Here is an 18,735-nt window from a genome sequence, read left to right as displayed (position 1 = left end):
GTGCGGCCGCTCAAGCGGCCACCAGCTCCACGGCCGGACGGGCGAAGTCCTTGCCGACCACGGCGCGGGCAAAGAGGTAGTTCAGGCGGGCCTTCTCGCTCAGCTCGTCCAGGTTGACCTGGCCGTCGGCGCTGCACGGGAAGGCGAAGCCCCGGCCGGGCTGGAACAGCGAGCGGAAGCAGAGCTGGAAGGCGGTGGCGGTGGACTGGTTCATGGCTGTCTCCTGATGGAGTGAAGTCTGGTCGAACCCCGCGCGCGTTTAAACCATACGCAAGGCGTCCGCCGCGGTTTCCGGCTCATACGAACGGCTTGCCGCTTCGCGCAGCAGCGCCGCGTTTACGCAGCAGTTCCGGCGCATCGGCGAAGTCGCCCGCCAGCACGCGCGCGGCCTGCTCCTGCGCGACCGGGTCGTGCGCAAGGATGCGCGTGCCGGCGCGCAGGAGCGCGCCGGTGAGGTCGCGACTGGCCGCCTCGCGCATGTCGTCGGTGTTGGGCTTGAAGGCCCGGCCCCAGAGGGCTTTCGTGCGCAGCAGCGATCCAACCCCCCTGGTCATCGACATCGTTGCCGATTCCAGGCAGGGCTGCGCGCGCCGTGGGGCGGTTTCAGGCCGTGCGGATCACCGTGATGTGTTCCGTGCCGCTCTCCGGCAGCCACACCTCGCCCTTGCGGCCCAGGATCTGCCGGATGTTCGTACTGTCGCGCTCCATGGCGTAGCGCTCGAACTTCTCGGTCTTCGGGTCGAACGCGTACATCGCGTTGTTCGCCCACTCGCTGATCCACACGATGTCGCGCTCGTCCACGTACACCGCGTACACCTTTGTCGTCTCGCCGGGGGGCTTCCACGCGCGCCATGAACGCGCCTTCGGGTCGTACATCGACAGCTGCCCGCTGTTCCACTCGCTGACCCAGATGCGGCCCTGGCTGTCGCTCCACACGCGGCGCGCACCCTGGCCCTTGGTGGGCGGTTCGACGATGGTGGATTCGCCCGTGCGGCGATCGACGTGCGCGATGAAGGAGCCCGCGAGCGAGCACCACCACACGTCACCCGAGGGCGTGCTGCAGATGCCGTAGGGCCCGCGGCCGCGCGGCGATTCGCGTGCCACCACCTGGCCGGCCTTCACGTCCACCTTGCCGACGTAGCCGCCCTGGCCGGTGAACCAGAGGTTGCCGTCGCCGTCGAACGCGCAGGTGTTGAGGTTCGCGTAGCCGGGGCCGGCGGGCAGCGGGTAGAGCTTCACTGCGCGGTCGGGCCAGCTCACGCGCGCGATCGCGTTCTGCCCGCCGTCGGTGAGCCAGGCCGCCTTGTCCGGGCCCTGGATCACGCCGTGCGGCGACGAGCCGCTGCCGAGGGAAATGAGTTCCGTGCGCCCCGTCGCAGGCTCGAACCACCCGAGGTGGCCGCTTGCCTGCGCGCTGAACCACACGCCGCCGTCGGGCGCGGGCGCCACGTCGTGGATGCCGGTGCGGCGCGACGTGGCCAGCTTCCAGGACTGCATCTTGCCGGTGGCCGCTGCTGCGGGCAATGGGGCGAGGGCGGCCGCGCCGACCGCCGCGATCGCGTCACGTCTCGTGATGCCCATGGCGCTCTCCTCATGGCATGGAAAACGGCGCCATTGTGGCGCATACTCGCCGCGAGGAGGGACGCCCGCCATGGCCCATCCGACGGTTTCCGAAACGCTGTTCGAAAAGACCACGCTGCACAAGGCCTGCGCGTATTGCGGCGCGAAGCTGGAAGTGCTGGTGGCGCGCGCCGCCGAGGGCAACGAGCCCTTCGATTACGACTGCCTCGAATGCGGCAAGCAGTACGAGACCGAGGCAGCGATGCAGCCCGAGGTACGGCTCGTCGCGCCGCGCAACGACGGCAAGACCGACCGCTACCAGGAAACGATGTTCTGACGCGCCGTCAGTCCAGCCGCAGGCCGAAGTCCCGCACGATCGGGCCCCACATCTCGTACGCACCGCGCACCATCTGCGCGTACTGCTCCGGCGGCGCCTGGAACGGCTCGTAGTTGGCCTGCTCGAGCAGCTGGCGCACGCCCGCGTCCGCGCCGGCCGCCGACACGTGCTGGTTGATCGTGCCCACGACGTCGTCCGGCACGCGGCCGTTCGCGAAGATGCCGACCGAGCCGTTGTACTCGAAGCCCTGCACGCCCTGTTCGGCGAAAGTCGGCACGTCGGGCAGCGCGGGCATGCGCGTCGTGCCCGTCACGGCCAGCGGCCGCAGCTTGCCCGCCTTGATTTGCGCCATGCCCTGCGGCGAGGCCTCCACCGCGAGCTGCACGCGGTTTTCCAGCAGGTCGGGCAGCATCGGGCCGATGCCCTTGTACGGCACGTTCGTCATCTCCACGCGCCACTGGCGTGCGAGCATGGCGGGGTACGCGACCGAGATGAGGCCGCCCCACGAGGCGTAGTTGAGCTTGCCGCTGTTCGCCCTGGCGTACTGCGCCAGCTCCGCGAGGTTGCGTGCAGGCAGCGACGGGTGCACGACCAGCACGACGCCCGAGCGGAAGATCGGCGCCACCGGCCGCAGGTCCTTGAAGGGTTCGTAGCCGAGCTTCGCCAGCTGGTGCGGCAAGGCGGTGAGCACCGCCTCGGTCGCCAGCAGCAGCGTGTGGCCGTCCGGCGTGGCCTGCGCGGCGTCCTGCGCCGCGATCAGCTGGTTGGCGCCGCCCTTGTTTTCCACCACCACCGGCACGCCCCAGCGCTCGGCCAGCAGCGGCGCGATGCGCCGGCCCACGGCGTCGGCGCCGCCGCCGGGCGGGAAGGACACGACGAGCCGCACCGGCCTGCCCGCGACCGGGAAGCGCTGCTGCGCACGCAGCGCAGGCAAGGCCGTGAAGGCCGCCGCGCCCAGGAGCAGGCGGCGGCGGGCGATGAGGGCATTGGGCTGGGACATGGCAACCTCCTCGGGTTCGGCTGCCAGCCTAGTCAGCCGAAGTCACCGATCGGTAACGGATTCGCGCCATCGGCCGCGAGGCGCCGTGTGCGCGGCGACACCGCAACGCCGAACGCCAGGCCGATCTCCTGCTCCGCCCGCCGCAGCAGGGCCACCGCTTCGCCGCGCAGGCCGAGCGCCGCGCAGGCGGCGATCGCGCCCTGGTACAGCTCCTCGGCCGCGGGTTCGCGCAGCAGCGCGGACTCGAACAGGACCCGCGCGTCGGCATGCGCGCCGCGACCGGCAAGCATTGCACCGAGGTCGCACACCGCACGGATGAAGCGGCCGCGCAGGTGGTCGCGGACGGTGATGGCCCAGCCGTCAGCCTCCGGGCCGAGGAAGGGGCCGCCGTAGAGCGCGATCGCCGCGCGCAGCCCGGCCTCGCAAGGCGCTCGCCCGAGCAGGTCCTCGAACGTGGCGCGATCCACGTGCACGACGCGCGCATCCAGCCCGACGCGGCCCTCCCGGTGCAGCACCGCGGCCTCGCCGAGCAGCTTGCGCAGGCGGTGCAGCGCCGTGAGGAAGGCGCGGTGCGCCTCGTCGCCTTCCAGCTCGGGCCAGAGCGCATCCACCACCTGCGCGGCGGGCGCATGGCGTTCGCCCGCCACGAGCAGGTAGCGCAGCAGCTCCAGCACCTTGCGCGGCGGCTTGCGGCCGAAGGCGATGTCCTCGCCGGCGCGCTCCAGCGAGAGCGCGCCCAGCGTGCGCACGACCACCTGCCAGGGCCAGTCGGCGGCGCCGGCCCCCGGTGGCGCGGCGAGCCCGCGCTGCGCCACGACGTGGCGCACCCACGCGCGGTGCGTGCCCGCGCGCCATGCGACGACGCAATGGGTCGCGAACTCGGCTGGTTGCATCACGGCGTTGACGGGGCGCAGCACGCCCGCTGCCGCCATGGTCGCAAACGCCTTTCGCGTCGCCGCATCCGCCCCGGGCCGCCCGGCCGCGCGCAGGATCGCGGCCGCCGAGAGCCAGATGCCGATGCGTTGCGGCCGCACGCGGCCCCGGCGCGCGACGCGCAGCGCCTCGCGCAGGCCGCGCATCGCCTGCAGCGGGTCGCCCACTGCCGCCAGCGCGCGCGAGAGCACGCAGTGTGCATTGACCACCGCCATCGGCGAGCGCGCGTGCCGCGCGGCGGCAAGCGCCGAGCGTGCGAGTTCGATGGCGGCGCCGAAGCGGCCCGCGGCGAACTCGTAGCAGGCCAGCGTGTGGTCGCGGTGCGTGCGCTCGAAGGACGCGTCGGCCGCCGGTGGCGGCAGCGCGCGGATGGCGGCCGCGTGCCGGGCGGCCGCCGGCATGTCGCCCTCGGCGATCGCGATGTTCACCGGCAGCGTGTGCGGGAAGCCGAAGTACGTGACGCCGTGCTCCGCCGCGATCGCCGCTGCCGTGGCGAGCAGTTGCCGCGTTTCCTCGAGCTCGTGCGCATCGCCGCACCACGTGAGCACCACGACGTCGGACCACATCCAGGACAGGCGCGGCACCACGGCGGCGCCCTCGGCCAGCGCGGCGGCGCGCAGGCTGCGCACCACCTGCGGCGGCAGCGGCTGCGCGCCTTCGCGCCACAGCGCCGGCCCGCCGCGCATGCGGCACCCCAGCGCCAGGCGCATGTCGATGCCGACGGACGTGTCGCACACCAGGTCGATCGCGGCTTGCTCCGCATGGTCCCACTCGGGCGGGCTGTTGCGCGCGAACGCGCTGTAAGTGGCGGCCAGCATCCAGCGCAGCAACGTCGCGTGCTGCGCACCTTCGAGCCGCGCCAGCAGCCGCTCGGTGGCCGGCCCCCAGGCATCGAAGAGACGCCCGCCGGTGATGTGACACGAAGCGACGGCCTGCCACGCGTCCACCAGCGTGGGCAGCGGCGCCTGCGCTTCCAGCGCGGGCCACAGGGCCTGCAGTTCGCCCAGCGCTCGCAGCGGGTCGCGGCCCACCCATGCACGGGCGCGCCACAGCGCCACGAGCGGCCGCCCGGCGATCCACGATGGCGGCATGGCATCGGTCCATTCCAGCACCGTGCGGTGGCGCGACTGCCGCAGCAGCGCGGAGCCGGTTTCATCGAGCAGCCGCGCGATCGCGTCCCAGTCCTGCAGCTCGATCCACAGCGGCACGGCAGCGACGGCTTCGCCGTTGCCGGCAAGTGCCCGCGCCACGCGGCGGCGCACCGCGACGCGCGAAGCGGCGCCGCTGCTGCGTGCTTCCTCGCGCAGCAGGAATTCCTTGAGCAGTGGATGCAGGCGGTAAAGCGGCTGTGCACCGGGCAAGCGGAAGGTGAAGAAGGCGCTGCGCGCGAGCTCCTCCAGCACCGCCGCCGAGTCGTCGCGGCCGGTCACCGCCACGGCCACCTGCGGCGAGGCCACGGGCAGCAGGGCCATGAGCGTGAGCAGCTCGCGCCGCTCGCGCGGCAGCGCGCCCAGCAGTTCCGCCGCGATGTAATCGAACAGCGCATTGCGCGGCGGCAGCGGCTGGCCGGGCACATAGGTTTCAGCCAGCAGCCGCACGCCCGCGCACCAGCCCTCGGCCGCTGCGTGCAACTGCGGTGCGGCCGCCGCCGCGCGCGGGTGGCGCTTCTCCAGCAACTCGCGGGTTTCAGTGGCCGTGAGCCGCAACTCCTCGGGCGCGGGCACCGCGATGCGTTCATCGAGCCGGGCGCGCGCGAGCCGCTCGGGCAGCGGCTGGCGGCTGAGGACCATGACGGCCGCCGCGCCGCGGCATTCGGCCAGAAGCGCGTCGAGCACCAGCTCGCCTTCGCAACCCGGCGGCAGCCGTTCGGTGTTGTCCAGCACGAGCACGGCGCCCTGCGGCAGGTGGGCGCAGAGCCGGCGCACGAACGCACGCACCGCGCCGCCGAGGGGCTGGCGCGTGTCGGTGGCGCTGAAGCCCGGCAGCTGCCGGCTGCGCCGCGCGCGGGCCGCGACGGCCTCGCGCAGCAGGTGCAGGAAACCCCCCGCGTCCGCGTCGGTCTCGTCGATTTCGTACCAGAGCAGCGGCGCGCGCCGCGCCGCGGCCCAGCCGGCCGCGAGCGTCGTCTTGCCGCTGCCCGCCGGCGCGCCGAGCCACACCGCGCCGGCGGCCACGGCCTGGTCGAGCCGCGCATGAAGCCGTTCGCGCGCGACCACCTGGCGCGCGAGGCGGGGTGGCACGAGCTTGGCGGGCAGGGCCATGGATGCGGTCGGCGTGCAGCGCATTCTGCGCCGCTTCGCTCCCGGCCGCCAGTGGATCAGTCCTGAATGGGGTGAGGTCCAGCGTCGGCCCGTGGACACAACCGATGAACTTGTCGATCGCCTCCGATATCGCCCGTTGGCCGTGCTTGCCCGGGTCGCAATACCAGAATTTCGTCAGCAGGCCCTTGGCCTTTGCCTTCGCATCTTCCGGCGCGGCGGGGTTGGGCCCCGCGCTCGATCCAGGGGCAATGACCGAACGTGTCGTCGATTTCGTATCCATTTGGAGCTCCGCGGGGCGGCTGGCGCGGCGCGCCAGCACCGACCCGCAGGCGAGTTCGTGACGCCGGCTTCGATTCGGTTCATCAGGCCGGCGCGAGCCTGTTCTCGAGCCGGAGCCCCGAACCCTCGAGGTACGCGGTACAGAGATACGCCGTCTGGCGCGCCACTTCGGCGTCGAGCGAACCGGTCAGGACGACATCGGTCCCGTTGCGAGTGACGGTGATCGGCGTGGGCAGCTTGGCGCACTCGTGCTCCACCAGCCGGCACGCATACGTTTCCTTCAACAGCTTCCAGGCGGCCTGCGCCTGGGGCGTGCGTTGAAGTCTCGCCTGCAGGGCGGCGATGCCCTGCGTCCTGTTCGGGCCGAAGAGTTCCTTGTCGATGAGGTCGAGCACCTGCGGCACAGCGGCCGCAAGGTCGCCCCGCGACAGGCGGGTGACCAGCAGCGCGGCGCCGCGGTCGACGTCGCAATCGAAATGCGCCATCACAAGTGAGGCGGCCTCGTCCCACTCGTCCATGAACCGCAGCGTGCCGAGCAACTTCTTTGCGTAGCCGCGCTGCTCGCCTGCGAGCACGCCCGAGTCGATCACGGCGCGCACGATCCTCAGGTTGCCCGCGACGTTCGCGTTCGTGACGTCGAGGCACTCGTCGCACAGTTCCATGGCGTGTGCGTGGGCGGCAGCCGGCTCCATCAGGCGCAGGAGATGGAGGGCACTGAACATCAACTCGAGGTCGTGGCGTCCCAGCCTGATGAGCGCCTGCACCAGCGTGCCTGCGTTTTCGGGCAGTGGCACCAGGCGATTGACGAGGATCTTGATCGCCACCCCCATGGCCTGCGCACTCGGCGGCGCGCCGCCCGCCGCCGCCATGCAGGCCGTGAGCAGCTCCTTGGCCGCGGCGTCGTCGGGGCCGAATTCCGGGTCCATCAGCATGGCGAATGCCTGCTCGAAACCCGCATCGTGGAGGAGCACGGAGAAGGGGTCGCGCAAGGGCTGGTGCACCGGCTTGCCTTCATGCCATTCAAACACCAGGGCGCGGAAGCGTGCAGGCCGGTCCAGGCGAGTCGAGATGACGTTCATGCCCGGCGGCCGTTGGATGCCGAGGGGGTGGTCCGCACCGCGCGTAACCACCTCCACGTTGACGCCGGGCACGGGGTCCAGCATGTCGGGAAATGCAAGATGCAGTACGGCCTCACCCCGTGCGCGGCGACTCGGCTGCTCCAGCCAACCGGGCACCCGGATGCGGGTCAGCGCCGGCATCGAACCCTGCCGGGGCCAGAACATCGGGATGGCAGGGATGCCAAAGTCACGGAGGGGCAAATGGAGCGTGGTGACCGGATGGCCATTGGCCTGGGCCAGAATCCCCATCGCCTCGTCGAACGCGTCGCAGTCCATCAAGGCGTCCACGATGGCTGCGGCGTCATCCATCTTGCCCGTGGGGTTGCCGAATGGCGTGAGGTCGAGCGTCGCGCCCTGGACGCAACCGATGAACCTGTCGACCGTGTCCGCTACCAGCTGGGGGTCGTACCCGGTGTGGCCCAGGCCCTCCTGCAGCAGGCTCCTGGCCTTTGCCGTCGCATCCTGCGACGCGGCCGCGTTGGCGCCTGCAATGGATGCAGGCGCAATGACCCCCTGCATCTGAGGGCGCAAAAGTGTCGTCGATTTTCCGTCCATGTGGAGCTCCGCGGGGCGCCTGGTGCGGCGCGCCAGTCCCGACCCGCAGGCGAATTCGTCACGACGGGCACGACTTCGTTCCTCATGCCGGCGTCTGGCGCCACGCTTCGTTCAGCAGCTTCCAGGCGGCACCCCCTGCGGCGCGGCCATGCCCGCCGTTTCGTCCCTGCGCAACGGCAGCGCCAAGGCCGTTGGCGGCGGCTTCCCGCAGTTCGCCTACCGCTTCATGTAGGCGTCGCGCACGCGGCTCGCGTACGCCTCGGTCGCGAGGCAGCGCGACTCTTCGGCCTGCAGCACGGCATTGACGCGCGCGGCGTCGTCGTCGGGCAGCGTGCAGTCGATGGTGTCGTCGGACTTGCGCGCGGCGCACGCGACGGCCCATGTCACGTCGTAGAGCAGTTCGGCGGCGCGGCGGCAGTGTTCGAGCGCGCCCGGCGCGGCGGCGACCCGCTCGGCCGGCGCACGCACGCCGTCCATGCAGGCGATGGCCGCCGCCATGAGCGGGCCCGCGATCAAGAGGCCGAACCTGAGGCGCTGTTCCATGCCGCAACTCCCGCGAAAAGCGTAGCGCGAAACGGCGGCCCGCGTGCGGGCACTAAACTCGCGGGATGATGAACGGTGGGGCGCTGCGCGCCACGATGTACACCTTGGTTCTGGCTGTGGCCTTTGCGCTGACAGGCGCCGTCGTTGCGTCGGCGCAAACCGCGCCGCACGACCCGATGACGAGCATGCTGCCGGATGCGGCCGGTGCGGTGCCGTGGTCGGTCATGTCGAAGACGGCGATCCGCAAGATCGCAGGTCGCCTCGGCCCCGACTTCTCCGCCCAGCTGCGTGCGTACGACGGCAAGGTGGTCAAGCTGCAGGGCTACATCCTGCCGCTGGAGGCGGGCGAGCGGCACGGCCGATTCCTGCTGTCGGCCTGGTCGCCGACCTGCCCGTTCTGCCTGACCGCAGGGCCCGAAGCGATGGTGGAAGTGATCGCCCGCGTGCCGGTGCGTTACTCGCTCGAGCCCGTGGTCGTGCGCGGCCGCTTCGAGCTGCTGGCCAACGACGCGGGCGGCATGTTCTTCCGCCTGGGCGAGGCCGAGCCCGCCACCCTGAATTGACAACCCGAGGAGAAGCATGAAGTTCCCCACCCTGCGCGCTAGCGTGCTCGCGTGTGCCCTGTGCCTGGCCGGCAACGTGTTCGCGCAGGCGGCCAGCCTGCCGCCGATCAACGCCGCCACCGAGAGCGCCTATTCGCAGCTTGCCGCGAACCCGGCCGTGAAGAAGGCACTGGACTTCCTGAAGGCCGACGACGAGCACACGCTCAAGGAGCAGGTCGAGCTGACCGAAATCCCTGCGCCGCCCTTCAAGGAAGCCGTGCGCGCCGCCGAGTACCTCAAGCGCATGAAGGCGCTGGGGCTGGCCGATGCGCGCATCGATGGCGAAGGCAACGTGGTCGCTACGCGTAAGGGCAGCGGCCGCGGCCCGACGCTCGTGGTGTCCGCGCACCTCGATACCGTGTTCCCGGAAGGCACGGACGTGAAGGTGAAAGTGCGCGACAACAAGTACTACGCACCCGGCATCGGCGACGACGGCCGCGGGCTCGCGTCGCTGCTGTCGATCGTGCGCGCGCTGAACGACTCGAAGATGCGCACGGTGGGCGACATCGTGTTCATGGGCACGGTGGGCGAAGAGGAGCTGGGCGACCTGCGCGGCGTGAAGGCGTTCTTCCGCGAGCACCGCAACATCGACGGCTTCATCTCCTTCGACGGGCAGGACATCACGCGCGTGGTGAACGCGGCGACGGGCAGCCGGCGCTTCCGCATCATCTACACGGGGCCGGGCGGGCACAGCTTCGGCGCTTTCGGGCTGCCGTCCGCGACGCATGCGATGGGCCGCGCGCTCGCGAAGATCAGCGAGGTGCGCACGCCGGCGAATCCGAAGACGACGTTCACGGTGGGCACCGTGAAGGGCGGCACGTCGGTGAATGCCATCGCGGCCGATGCCGAGATCGGCCTGGACATGCGCTCCAACAGCGCCGTGGAGCTGAAGAAGCTGGAAGAGCAGATCCTCAAGCTCGCGCGCGACGCGGCCGACGAGGAGAACGCGCGCTGGAACCAGAAGGACGTGATCAAGGTCGAGTTCAAGCTGGTGGGTGACCGCCCGGCCGGCGACGGCTCGCCGGATTCGGCGATGCTGCACGCCGCGCGCAAGGCGTTGACGCTCGTGGGCGCGGAGGCCAGGAGCGTCACGGCGTCGAGCACCGACTCCAACCTGCCGATCAGCCTCGGCATCCCCGCGCTCACGCTGGGCAGCGGCGGCGTGGGCGGCGGCTCGCACGGGCCCGGCGAGTGGTACTCGCCGGTGAATGCGTGGCTGGGACCGCAGAGCGAGTTGCTGACGATCCTGGGGCTCGTGGGCGTGGAGGGCGTGAGCCAGCCCCTGCTGCCGAAACGCTAACGGCCCAGACGCGACTGGCCCGTTTCCGCTGACGCGAGCGCGGGAGCCAGTTCGCGCGCGAGTTGCGCCACGATGCGGCTCGCGGGCGTGACGGGTCGCGCGTTGGTCTGCGCCATCCACGTCACCTGCGTCATGCGCGGTTCGACGAGCGTGGCCCAGGAGAAGCGCGCTGCGCCGTAGTCGCGCACGGCCACGTGCTGCGGCACCACGGTGCACAGGCCGGCGTTGGCGATGGAGTCCATGATGATCGCCTCCGAGCCGCTCTCGAAGACGAACTTCATTTCCAGCTTGTACCTCTGCGCCGCGGCTTCGATCGCGGCGAGCAGGGCATTGGGGCGGATCGGGATGGCCATCGGCACATCAGCGAGCTGGCGGAACGAAACCTCCTTCGCCTTGAGGACGGGCAGGCCCTTGCGGCCCACCACCACCATCGGCGAGCGCAGCAACGCATCCGCGCCGCGCACCGAGCCGCGGCCATAGCGGTTGAACAGGCCGAAGTCGAGGCGGCCCGCCGTCACCCACTCCTCCACCTGGCCGCTGAAGCCTTCGTGCGCGCGCAGGCGGATGCGCGGGTATTCCTTCTGCAGCCGCGCGCACAGTTGCGCGACGAGCGGGCGCACGGCGGGGACCACGCCGATGTCGACGGTTCCTGAGGGGCTGGCGTACTCGCCGCGAAGCTCGGCCATCAGTGCATCGGCTTCGGCGAGCAGCGACTTCGCGCGCGGCAGCACGCGCCGGCCGAGATCGGTGAGCACCACGCCGCGCCCGGTGCGGTGGAACAGGCGCGCCTGCGCCTCGTGCTCCAGCGCGGCGAGCTGGCGGCTGAGCGCCGAGGTGGCGACGCCGAGCGCGGCGGCACTGCGCGTGAGGCTGCCATGCTCGGCGACGCTGCAGAAGGCGGCCAGGTGGGCGTGGAGGTCCATGGCGTGGTTTGCGTTCGGCGGAAACCTGCTTTACCGGTTTTCGGCTTCCAGCATAGCGCAGGCGGGGCTAACCTGCGGCCCATGACATTGCCTACTTCTACCGGTCCGCTCGCCGGGCTGCGCGTGATCGACATCTCCACCGTGGTGGCCGCGCCCTTCGCCGCCGCACTGCTGGCCGACTACGGCGCTGACGTCGTGAAAGTGGAGATGCCCCAGGGCGGCGACGCGCTGCGGGCGCTGGCGCCGCACAAGGACGGCGTGCCGCTGTGGTGGAAGGTGACGAACCGCGGCAAGAAAGGCGTGACGCTGGACCTGCGCCAGCCCCGTGGCCGCGAGTTGCTGGGCGAGATGGTCGCGGGCGCCGACGTGCTCGTGGAGAACTTCCGCCCAGGCACCCTGGACCGCTGGGGCATCAGCGCCGAGTGGCTGCATTCGATCAACCCCCGCCTGACCATCCTGCGCATGACGGGCTTCGGCCAGACGGGGCCGTATCGCGACCGGCCCGGCTTCGCGCGCGTGTTCGAGGCCATGAGCGGCTTCACGCAGATCTGCGGCGAGGAAGGGCGCATGCCGGTGCACATGGGCTACCCCATCGCCGACGCGGTGGGCGGGCTGTTCGGCGCGGTCGGCATCCTGTCTGCGCTGCTCAAGCTGCGCAGCGATCCCGCGGCGCGTGGGCAGGAGATCGATTGCTCGATCACGGAGGCGATGCTGCGCACGCTCGAATTCCTGCCCATCGAATACGACCAGCTGGGCGCGGTGCGCACGCGCTCGGGCAACCGCAGCCAGTACGCGGCGCCCGGCAATATCTATGCGACCCGCGACGGGCGCCACGCGTCCATCGCCGCGTCCACGCAAAGTATCTTCGAGCGGCTCTGCGTCGCGCTCGACCTCGGGGAACTCCCCGGCGACGCGCGCTTCGAAACCAACGCACAGCGCGTGAAGAACCGCGATGCGCTCGACCTCATCATCGGCGAGGCGATCGGGCAGCTCGACCTTGACGAACTGCGCGCCCGGCTCGACGCGCATGAAGTCGGCTTCTCGCCGATCTACGACGCGGCCGACATCTTTGCCGACCCGCAGTTCCGCGCGCGCGAAGCGCTCGTGAGCGTGCCCGACAGCGAGCTGGGCGCCGTGCGCATGCAATGCGTGGTGCCGCGCTTCTCCGCCACGCCTTGCGCGGTGCGGCACGCCGGCCCCGCTCATGGCGAACACAATGAAGAGGTGTACGGCGCGCTGGGCGTCGACGCCGGCGAACTGCAGCGGCTGCGCGAGCAGCGCGTGATCTGAACCGAAGGAGACAAGCATGGAATTGACACGCCGCAGCCTCGTGGCCGCCGCTGCGTGCATCGCACTGCCTGGCGTGCGCGCGCAGGACCCGTCGAAGACCTTGAAGATCCTGGTGGGCTTCCCGGCCGGGCAGGCGACCGACATCGTCGCGCGCATGCTCGCCGAGCGCCTCACGGGCGCGCTGGAGCAACCGGTGATCGTGGAGAACCGGCCGGGGCAGGGCGGCAGCGTCGTGCTGGGCGTGGTCGCCAAGTCGCCGCCGGACGGTACCGTGATGACGCTCTCCGCGCTGGCCGGCTACTGCGTCAACCCGCACCTGTACAACAACGTGCCTTACCAGACGCTGAAGGACCTGGACCCCGTGGGCACGGTGGCCGACCTGCCGCTCGCGCTCGTGGTGAATCCTTCGGTGCCCGCGAAGACGCTGCCCGAGCTGGTGGCGTACGTGAAGCAGAACCCGGACAAACTCTCGCATCCGTCGTCGGGCAACGGCACGCTGTCGCACCTGCTGATGGAGGACTTCAAGCGGCGCGCGGGCGTGCGCATGCTGCACGTGCCGTACCAGGGCAGCGGCAAGGCGATGACGGACCTCGTGGGCGGCATGGTGCAGGTGGGGCTCGACACGATCGCAGTCACCTTGCCGCTCGTGCAGTCGGGCCGCCTGCGCATGCTGGCCGTGGGGACGCCCAAGCGCATCCCGACACTTGCGGACGTGCCGACGATCGCGGAGCTGGGCTACCCGGGTTTCGAAGCCGTCGCGTGGATCGGGCTCTCGGCGCCGGCGGGCACACCCGCGCCGCTTCGCGAGCGCGTCAACGCAGCCGTGCAGCGCACGCTGAAGTCGCCGGACTTCGTGCAGAAGCTCGTGGGCATCGGCGCGTTGCCGCGGCCGGGCAGCGTGGCGGAGTTCGGCGGTCTGCTGAAGACGGAGTACGTGCGCTGGGGCCGCATCGTGCGCGCGAGCGGCGTGCGGGTTGACTGAGATGGCCTCGAAGGCAAGCGGGCCGCTCGCGGGCGTGCGCGTGCTGGAGATGGCCGGCATCGGGCCGGGGCCGTTCGCCTGCATGCTGCTGTCGGACCTCGGCGCGGACGTGCTGCGGATCGATCGGCCGCCTGCGAAACAGGTGCAGGCAGCACATCGCGGGCCCGACACCACCAACGTGACGCTGCGTGGCCGCGCCACGCTGCACGCGGACCTGAAGCAGACGGCGGATCGGGACCGGGTGCTTTCGCTCGCGGCGAACGCGCACGTGCTCGTCGAAGGTTTCCGCCCGGGTGTGATGGAGCGGCTTGGCCTGGGGCCGGATGAATGCCTGGCTCGCAATCCCGCGCTGGTGTACGGGCGCATGACGGGCTGGGGCCAGGACGGGCCGCTCGCGCACAGCGCGGGACACGACATCAACTACATCGCGCTCACCGGCGCGCTGCATGCGATCGGGCCGCGCGAGGGCAAGCCCGTCGTTCCGCTGAACCTCATCGGCGACTTCGGTGGCGGTGCCCTGTACCTTGCCTTCGGGATCGTCAGTGCGCTGCTGGAAGCGCGCGCTTCGGGGCATGGGCAGGTGGTGGATGCCGCGATCGTCGACGGTACGCTCTCGCTGATGGGCATGGTCTACGGCCGGCTGGCGGCGGGTGCGTGGCGCGACGAGCGCGGCGCGAACCTGCTCGACGGCGGCGCGGCCTGGTACGACACCTACGAGACCGCGGACGGCAAGTACATCTCGATCGGCGCGATCGAGCCGCAGTTCTACGACGACCTGTGCGCTCGCATGGGGCTGCCTGCGCCGGAGCGTGGCGGCGAGCGCGCGAGCGCGGAAGATTTGCGCGCGCTCTTCCTCACGCGCACGCGCGAGCAGTGGTGCGAGCTGCTCGAAGGCACCGATGCGTGCTTCGCGCCGGTGCTGGGCCTCACCGAGGCGGCGGCGCATCCGCACAACGTCGCGCGCCGCAACATGGTCGAGCTCGGCGGCGTGCTGCAGCCCGCTGTGGCGCCGCGGTTCTCGCGAACGCCGGGTGCGATCCAGTCGCCGCCGGGCGTTCCCGTCGAGTCGGGCGAGGCGCGCGCGCAGCGCTGGTTGGACGGTTAGGTCTCCTGACAGGTTTGGTGGTGCAGCCCTTGCGGCCACGCGGCCGCAGGCGCAAGCTCTCGGCTCCCCGAACCCAACCCAGGAGGATTGCCATGGACACCCGCACCGTCGCCGCCGAATTCACCCGCTTGTGCAAGGAAGGCAAGGCCGACGAGGCCGGCGCGCGCTTCTGGTCCGACAAGGTCGTGTCGATCGAGGCCATGGACGGCCCGATGGCCCGCTGCAACGGCCTGAAGGAAGTGCAGGCGAAGGGCGAGTGGTGGTACGCCAACCACGACGTCCACTCGTTCGAGACCGAAGGCCCTTATGTCAACGGCGACCAGTTCGCCCTGCAGTTCAAGATCGACGTCACGCCGAAGAACGGCGAGATGGCGGGCAAGCGGATGCAGATGACGGAGGTGGGGCTCTACACAGTCAAGGACGGGAAGGTGGTGGAGGAGCGGTTCTTCTACTAGTGTTCTCATAATTGCTTCAAATGAAGCTAAAATTGCTTCATGCCTTCGACTGCGGCTTTCCTGCTTGGCCAGACCCGCTCTTCGGTGCTCGCAGCCTTGTTGCTTCACCCTGAATCGTCACTGCACGTGCGCGAGCTGGCGCGGCTGACCGGCGCCTCGCCCGGGTCGCTGCACCGCGACCTGCGAGCGATGGCGGACCTCGGCCTGTTGCTGCGGCACGAAGTAGGGCGGCAGGTCCACTACCGCGCCAACGTGGAGTCCCCGATCTTTCCGGAGCTGGCGGGGTTGCTGCGCAAGACGGCCGGCGTGGTCGACGTCCTGCGCGACGCCCTCACTCCAGTTTCAAGGAGCATCGAATTTGCGTTCGTCTACGGGTCGATCGCTCGCGGGTCGGAACATGCACACAGCGATGTGGACGTGATGATCGTTGGCGATCTCGAGTTCGCGGATGCCGTCATCGCGCTTTCGGCTGCGCAACCCACCCTGCGCCGTGACATCAATCCCACCGTGCTGACCCGCAGTGAATTCGAGAGGAAGCTGAAACAGCGGGATGGCTTCGTCGCGCAGGTATGGAAAGCCCCGAAACTGTGGCTCGTCGGCGATGAAAAGGCGGTCGCGCGGTGAGCCTCGAGAACCTGGTCAAGATCAAGCAGCTGCAGCACCACACGACGAGCCCGCAGGAGGTTGCACGGTTGCTCGGCGCCGCGAGCGGCAGCCTCACGGACGCCATGAACGAGCGCCTGAGCGACGCCTCCCGATTCGATCTCGCGTACAAGTGCATCATGCAGTGCGCGATGGTCGCATTGCTGGCGAATGGTTATCGGCCGTCCACAACGATGCCGGGCCACCATCAGACGATGATTCAGTCGCTGCCGCTCACCTTGGGTGTCGAGAAAGAGATGTGGGTCGTCCTGGACACGCTGCGGAAGAAGCGGAACCAGAGTGATTACTCGGGCGAGTTGATCGAACCGGCAGCGGTGCGCGCTTGCGTCGATCACGCGCAGGCTCTTCAGACACGGATCAAGGACTGGCTGCAGCGCCACCGTCCCGACCTGGCGCCAAAGTAAAAAGCGGCCCGAGGGCCGCTTCTCATTACAGCGTGTCGATGAACGACCGCAGCTTGTCGCTGCGGCTCGGGTGCTTCAGCTTGCGAAGCGCCTTCGCCTCGATCTGGCGGATGCGCTCGCGCGTGACGTCGAACTGCTTGCCCACTTCTTCCAGCGTGTGGTCGGTGGACATCTCGATGCCGAAGCGCATGCGCAGCACCTTCGCCTCGCGCGGCGTCAGCGAATCGAGGATGTCCTTCACCACGTCGCGCAGGCCGGCCTGCATGGCGGCTTCGATCGGCGCGGTGTTGCCGGTGTCCTCGATGAAATCGCCAAGGTGCGAATCGTCGTCGTCGCCGATCGGCGTCTCCATGGAGATCGGCTCCTTGGCGATCTTCATGATCTTGCGGATCTTGTCCTCGGGGATCTCCATCTTGGCCGCCAGGATGGACGCATCGGGCTCGAAGCCGAACTCCTGCAGGTGCTGGCGGCTGATGCGGTTCATCTTGTTGATCGTCTCGATCATGTGCACCGGGATGCGGATGGTGCGCGCCTGGTCGGCGATCGAGCGGGTGATGGCCTGGCGGATCCACCACGTGGCGTACGTGGAGAACTTGTAGCCGCGGCGGTATTCGAACTTGTCCACCGCCTTCATCAGGCCGATGTTGCCCTCCTGGATGAGGTCCAGGAACTGCAGGCCGCGGTTGGTGTACTTCTTGGCGATCGAGATCACCAGGCGCAGGTTGGCCTCGATCATCTCCTTCTTGGCTTCGCGCGACGACACCTCGCCCGCGTTCATGCGCTTGTTGATCTCCTTGAGCTCGGCCAGCGGCACCACCACCTGCGACTGCAGGTCGATCAGCTTCTGCTGCAGCTCCTGGATGGCCGGCACGTTGCGCTGGATCACCGCGCTCCACGGCTTGCCGGCGGCGGCCTGCTTCTCCACCCAGCGCAGGTTCAGCAGGTTGGGCGGGAACTCCTTGATGAAGGTTTCCTGCGGCATGCCGCACTTGTCCACGATGATGCGGCGCAGCTCGCGCTCCTTCTTGCGCACGTCGTCCACCTGGCCGCGCACCATGTCGCACAGCTTCTCGATGGTCTTGGCCGTGAAGCGGATGGTCATCAGCTCTTCGCTGAGGGCGTGCTGGCACTTCGTGTAGGCGGGCGAGCCCCAGCCTTCCTTGTCGTAGGCCTTGTGCACCTTCTCGAAGTACACCGCGATCTTGTCGAACTTCTCGAGCGCGGCGGCCTTCAGCTCCTCGAGCTTGCGCGTGAGCGCCTTGCTGCCGCCCGAGCCGTCGTCGTCGTCGTCGGCGTCGAACTCGTCGAAGTCTTCCTCGGCCACGTAGTCGTCGGCCTCGTTCGGGTTGGAGAAGCCGTCGACCACCTGCGAGATCACCAGCTTGCCCTCGCGGATCTCGGCGGCCATGCGCAGGATCTCGGCGATGGTGGCGGGCGAGGCGGAGATCGCCTCCATCATCGCCATCAGGCCGCCTTCGATGCGCTTGGCGATCTCGATCTCGCCCTCGCGCGTGAGCAGCTCCACCGTGCCCATCTCGCGCATGTACATGCGCACGGGATCGGTGGTGCGGCCGAATTCACTGTCGACGGTGGACAGCGCGGCTTCGGCTTCCTCTTCGGCTTCTTCCGTCGTTGCCGCCGTTGCCGTGGTGTTGTTCAGCAGCAGCATCTCGGCGTCGGGCGTCTGCTCGTACACCGCCACGCCCAGGTCGTTGAGCATCGTGACCACGGCTTCCATCGTCTCGGCGTCCACCAGCTTGTCGGGCAGGTGGTCGGAGATTTCCGCGTGCGTGAGGTAGCCGCGCGTCTTGCCGAGCGTGATGAGGGTCTTCAGGCGCTGGCGGCGCTTGAGCATCTCCTCTTCGGTGAGGATGGTCTCGTCGAGGCCGAACTCCTTCATCAAGGCGCGTTCCTTCGCCTTGCTGATCTTCATGCGCAGCGGCTTGACCTTCTCGGCGACCGCTTCGACCGCGGGCTCGCTGTCGACGAAATCGGCTTCGACGTCGCCCAGGTCCTCGTCATCGAGGCCGGGCTTGCCCGGGGCTGCGGTGGCCTCGGCGGCCTTCGGCTTGCGGCCGCGCTTGGCACCCGTCGCGGGCGCCGCGGCGTCGGCCGTGGCGGCCTTGGGCGGACGGCCCGGTTTCTTCTTCACCACCTCCTCGGTGGCGGCGGCGACTTTCTTTTCTTCCTTGGCGGCGGGCTTGGCAGGGGACTTCGTGGGCACGGGCTTGGCGGTGTGGGTGGGCTTGGGGGCGGCCTTGGCCTTGCTGTCGGTCTTCACGACCTTCAACTGGGCCTTCGGGGCGGGCGATTTCGCGCTGGTGGGTTTGACCTGCTTCCTGGCAACAGGTTTCGCGGCGGGCTTTGCAAGCTTCGCGGACTTTTGAGCGGGCATGAACAAATACCTCGGAGTCAAAGAACTCGG

Annotated in this window: 18 protein-coding genes and 1 pseudogene; 10 read left to right on the top strand and 9 right to left on the bottom strand. The window is 69.7% G+C overall.

Annotated elements, in window-relative coordinates:
• Positions 1 to 10: 10 nt before the first annotated feature.
• From H8R02_RS17370 to H8R02_RS17360, 3 genes and pseudogenes are all read right to left on the bottom strand, one after another.
• Positions 11 to 214 (bottom strand): hypothetical protein, encoded by a 204-nt coding sequence (locus H8R02_RS17370; RefSeq protein WP_187082710.1) that lies wholly within the window; start codon positions 212 to 214, stop codon positions 11 to 13.
• Between the two features lie 121 nt (positions 215 to 335).
• A pseudogene (locus H8R02_RS30475) lies at positions 336 to 527 on the bottom strand (UDP binding domain-containing protein); the annotation flags it as partial.
• Between the two features lie 76 nt (positions 528 to 603).
• A complete protein-coding gene (locus H8R02_RS17360) occupies positions 604 to 1,581 on the bottom strand; it encodes a Vgb family protein (RefSeq protein ID WP_187082708.1) in 978 nt (325 codons plus the stop codon).
• A 70-nt stretch (positions 1,582 to 1,651) separates the two neighbouring features.
• On the opposite strand from H8R02_RS17360, the gene H8R02_RS17355 reads away from it, so the two are divergent.
• Positions 1,652 to 1,897, top strand: a complete 246-nt coding sequence (locus H8R02_RS17355) for a hypothetical protein (protein WP_187082707.1) — start codon at positions 1,652 to 1,654, stop codon at positions 1,895 to 1,897.
• A gap of 7 nt (positions 1,898 to 1,904) precedes the next feature.
• On the opposite strand, the gene H8R02_RS17350 is transcribed toward H8R02_RS17355, so the two are convergent.
• Together H8R02_RS17350 and H8R02_RS17345 are read right to left on the bottom strand one after the other, a co-directional pair.
• Entirely contained in the window at positions 1,905 to 2,897 is a 993-nt protein-coding gene (locus H8R02_RS17350) for a Bug family tripartite tricarboxylate transporter substrate binding protein (protein ID WP_187082706.1), read from the bottom strand.
• A 32-nt stretch (positions 2,898 to 2,929) separates the two neighbouring features.
• Complete coding sequence (locus H8R02_RS17345; RefSeq protein ID WP_187082705.1) at positions 2,930 to 6,091, bottom strand: AfsR/SARP family transcriptional regulator; 3,162 nt, start codon at positions 6,089 to 6,091, stop codon at positions 2,930 to 2,932.
• A gap of 104 nt (positions 6,092 to 6,195) precedes the next feature.
• Between H8R02_RS17345 and H8R02_RS17340 the strand changes: the two genes are divergently transcribed.
• On the top strand, positions 6,196 to 6,432 hold the full coding sequence (locus tag H8R02_RS17340; protein ID WP_187082704.1) for a hypothetical protein: 237 nt from the start codon (positions 6,196 to 6,198) through the stop codon (positions 6,430 to 6,432).
• A gap of 21 nt (positions 6,433 to 6,453) precedes the next feature.
• Here H8R02_RS17340 and H8R02_RS17335 read toward each other — a convergent pair whose 3' ends face one another.
• Entirely contained in the window at positions 6,454 to 8,007 is a 1,554-nt protein-coding gene (locus H8R02_RS17335; RefSeq protein WP_187082703.1) for a hypothetical protein, read from the bottom strand.
• A gap of 252 nt (positions 8,008 to 8,259) precedes the next feature.
• Positions 8,260 to 8,586 (bottom strand): hypothetical protein, encoded by a 327-nt coding sequence (locus H8R02_RS17330; RefSeq protein WP_187082702.1) that lies wholly within the window; start codon positions 8,584 to 8,586, stop codon positions 8,260 to 8,262.
• A gap of 65 nt (positions 8,587 to 8,651) precedes the next feature.
• On the opposite strand from H8R02_RS17330, the gene H8R02_RS17325 reads away from it, so the two are divergent.
• Both H8R02_RS17325 and H8R02_RS17320 read left to right on the top strand, forming a co-directional pair.
• Positions 8,652 to 9,149, top strand: coding sequence for a hypothetical protein (locus tag H8R02_RS17325; protein ID WP_187082701.1), 498 nt, complete (start codon positions 8,652 to 8,654; stop codon positions 9,147 to 9,149).
• A gap of 16 nt (positions 9,150 to 9,165) precedes the next feature.
• The gene (locus H8R02_RS17320; protein ID WP_187082700.1) at positions 9,166 to 10,488 is read left to right on the top strand and encodes a M20/M25/M40 family metallo-hydrolase; all 1,323 of its coding nucleotides are present in this window, start codon (positions 9,166 to 9,168) and stop codon (positions 10,486 to 10,488) included.
• On the opposite strand, the gene H8R02_RS17315 is transcribed toward H8R02_RS17320, so the two are convergent.
• Entirely contained in the window at positions 10,485 to 11,411 is a 927-nt protein-coding gene (locus H8R02_RS17315) for a LysR family transcriptional regulator (RefSeq protein ID WP_187082699.1), read from the bottom strand. The two genes, H8R02_RS17320 and H8R02_RS17315, sit on opposite strands and share 4 nt — an antisense overlap.
• Before the next feature lie 81 nt (positions 11,412 to 11,492).
• On the opposite strand from H8R02_RS17315, the gene H8R02_RS17310 reads away from it, so the two are divergent.
• The 6 genes from H8R02_RS17310 to H8R02_RS17285 all read left to right on the top strand — a co-directional run bounded on the left by H8R02_RS17310 (position 11,493) and on the right by H8R02_RS17285 (position 16,310).
• On the top strand, positions 11,493 to 12,701 hold the full coding sequence (locus tag H8R02_RS17310; protein ID WP_187082698.1) for a CaiB/BaiF CoA transferase family protein: 1,209 nt from the start codon (positions 11,493 to 11,495) through the stop codon (positions 12,699 to 12,701).
• A gap of 16 nt (positions 12,702 to 12,717) precedes the next feature.
• Positions 12,718 to 13,683, top strand: coding sequence for a Bug family tripartite tricarboxylate transporter substrate binding protein (locus H8R02_RS17305; protein WP_187082697.1), 966 nt, complete (start codon positions 12,718 to 12,720; stop codon positions 13,681 to 13,683).
• 1 nt (position 13,684) lies between these two features.
• A complete protein-coding gene (locus H8R02_RS17300) occupies positions 13,685 to 14,788 on the top strand; it encodes a CaiB/BaiF CoA transferase family protein (RefSeq protein ID WP_187082696.1) in 1,104 nt (367 codons plus the stop codon).
• 92 nt (positions 14,789 to 14,880) lie between these two features.
• Positions 14,881 to 15,243: a SnoaL-like domain-containing protein gene (locus H8R02_RS17295; RefSeq protein ID WP_187082695.1), complete on the top strand. Its 363-nt coding sequence runs from the start codon at positions 14,881 to 14,883 to the stop codon at positions 15,241 to 15,243.
• 39 nt (positions 15,244 to 15,282) lie between these two features.
• Positions 15,283 to 15,867 carry a nucleotidyltransferase domain-containing protein gene (locus H8R02_RS17290; RefSeq protein WP_187082694.1) on the top strand — a complete coding sequence of 195 codons (585 nt, stop codon included), beginning with the start codon at positions 15,283 to 15,285 and terminating at the stop codon, positions 15,865 to 15,867.
• On the top strand, positions 15,864 to 16,310 hold the full coding sequence (locus H8R02_RS17285) for a DNA-binding protein (RefSeq protein WP_187082693.1): 447 nt from the start codon (positions 15,864 to 15,866) through the stop codon (positions 16,308 to 16,310). Before H8R02_RS17290 ends, H8R02_RS17285 begins: the two co-directional genes overlap by 4 nt.
• A gap of 25 nt (positions 16,311 to 16,335) precedes the next feature.
• On the opposite strand, the gene rpoD is transcribed toward H8R02_RS17285, so the two are convergent.
• Complete coding sequence (gene rpoD, locus H8R02_RS17280) at positions 16,336 to 18,705, bottom strand: RNA polymerase sigma factor RpoD (RefSeq protein ID WP_187082692.1); 2,370 nt, start codon at positions 18,703 to 18,705, stop codon at positions 16,336 to 16,338.
• Positions 18,706 to 18,735: the final 30 nt, after the last annotated feature.

This window comes from Ramlibacter albus, assembly GCF_014297445.1.
GTDB lineage: Bacteria > Pseudomonadota > Gammaproteobacteria > Burkholderiales > Burkholderiaceae_C > Ramlibacter > Ramlibacter albus.
The sequence above is the reverse complement of the archived record's forward strand: the minus strand, read 5'-3'. Positions and strand labels throughout refer to the sequence as shown.

Excerpts from the sequence above, each read along its gene's own strand:
- H8R02_RS17370 (WP_187082710.1), bottom strand. The coding sequence starts at position 214 with ATGAACCAGTCCACCGCCACCGCCTTCCAGCTCTGCTTCCGCTCGCTG.
- H8R02_RS17360 (WP_187082708.1), bottom strand. The coding sequence starts at position 1,581 with ATGGGCATCACGAGACGTGACGCGATCGCGGCGGTCGGCGCGGCCGCC.
- H8R02_RS17355 (WP_187082707.1), top strand. The coding sequence starts at position 1,652 with ATGGCCCATCCGACGGTTTCCGAAACGCTGTTCGAAAAGACCACGCTG.
- H8R02_RS17350 (WP_187082706.1), bottom strand. The coding sequence starts at position 2,897 with ATGTCCCAGCCCAATGCCCTCATCGCCCGCCGCCGCCTGCTCCTGGGC.
- H8R02_RS17345 (WP_187082705.1), bottom strand. The coding sequence starts at position 6,091 with ATGGCCCTGCCCGCCAAGCTCGTGCCACCCCGCCTCGCGCGCCAGGTG.
- H8R02_RS17340 (WP_187082704.1), top strand. The coding sequence starts at position 6,196 with ATGAACTTGTCGATCGCCTCCGATATCGCCCGTTGGCCGTGCTTGCCC.
- H8R02_RS17335 (WP_187082703.1), bottom strand. The coding sequence starts at position 8,007 with ATGCAGGGGGTCATTGCGCCTGCATCCATTGCAGGCGCCAACGCGGCC.
- H8R02_RS17330 (WP_187082702.1), bottom strand. The coding sequence starts at position 8,586 with ATGGAACAGCGCCTCAGGTTCGGCCTCTTGATCGCGGGCCCGCTCATG.
- H8R02_RS17325 (WP_187082701.1), top strand. The coding sequence starts at position 8,652 with ATGATGAACGGTGGGGCGCTGCGCGCCACGATGTACACCTTGGTTCTG.
- H8R02_RS17320 (WP_187082700.1), top strand. The coding sequence starts at position 9,166 with ATGAAGTTCCCCACCCTGCGCGCTAGCGTGCTCGCGTGTGCCCTGTGC.
- H8R02_RS17315 (WP_187082699.1), bottom strand. The coding sequence starts at position 11,411 with ATGGACCTCCACGCCCACCTGGCCGCCTTCTGCAGCGTCGCCGAGCAT.
- H8R02_RS17310 (WP_187082698.1), top strand. The coding sequence starts at position 11,493 with ATGACATTGCCTACTTCTACCGGTCCGCTCGCCGGGCTGCGCGTGATC.
- H8R02_RS17305 (WP_187082697.1), top strand. The coding sequence starts at position 12,718 with ATGGAATTGACACGCCGCAGCCTCGTGGCCGCCGCTGCGTGCATCGCA.
- H8R02_RS17300 (WP_187082696.1), top strand. The coding sequence starts at position 13,685 with ATGGCCTCGAAGGCAAGCGGGCCGCTCGCGGGCGTGCGCGTGCTGGAG.
- H8R02_RS17295 (WP_187082695.1), top strand. The coding sequence starts at position 14,881 with ATGGACACCCGCACCGTCGCCGCCGAATTCACCCGCTTGTGCAAGGAA.
- H8R02_RS17290 (WP_187082694.1), top strand. The coding sequence starts at position 15,283 with ATGCCTTCGACTGCGGCTTTCCTGCTTGGCCAGACCCGCTCTTCGGTG.
- rpoD (WP_187082692.1), bottom strand. The coding sequence starts at position 18,705 with ATGCCCGCTCAAAAGTCCGCGAAGCTTGCAAAGCCCGCCGCGAAACCT.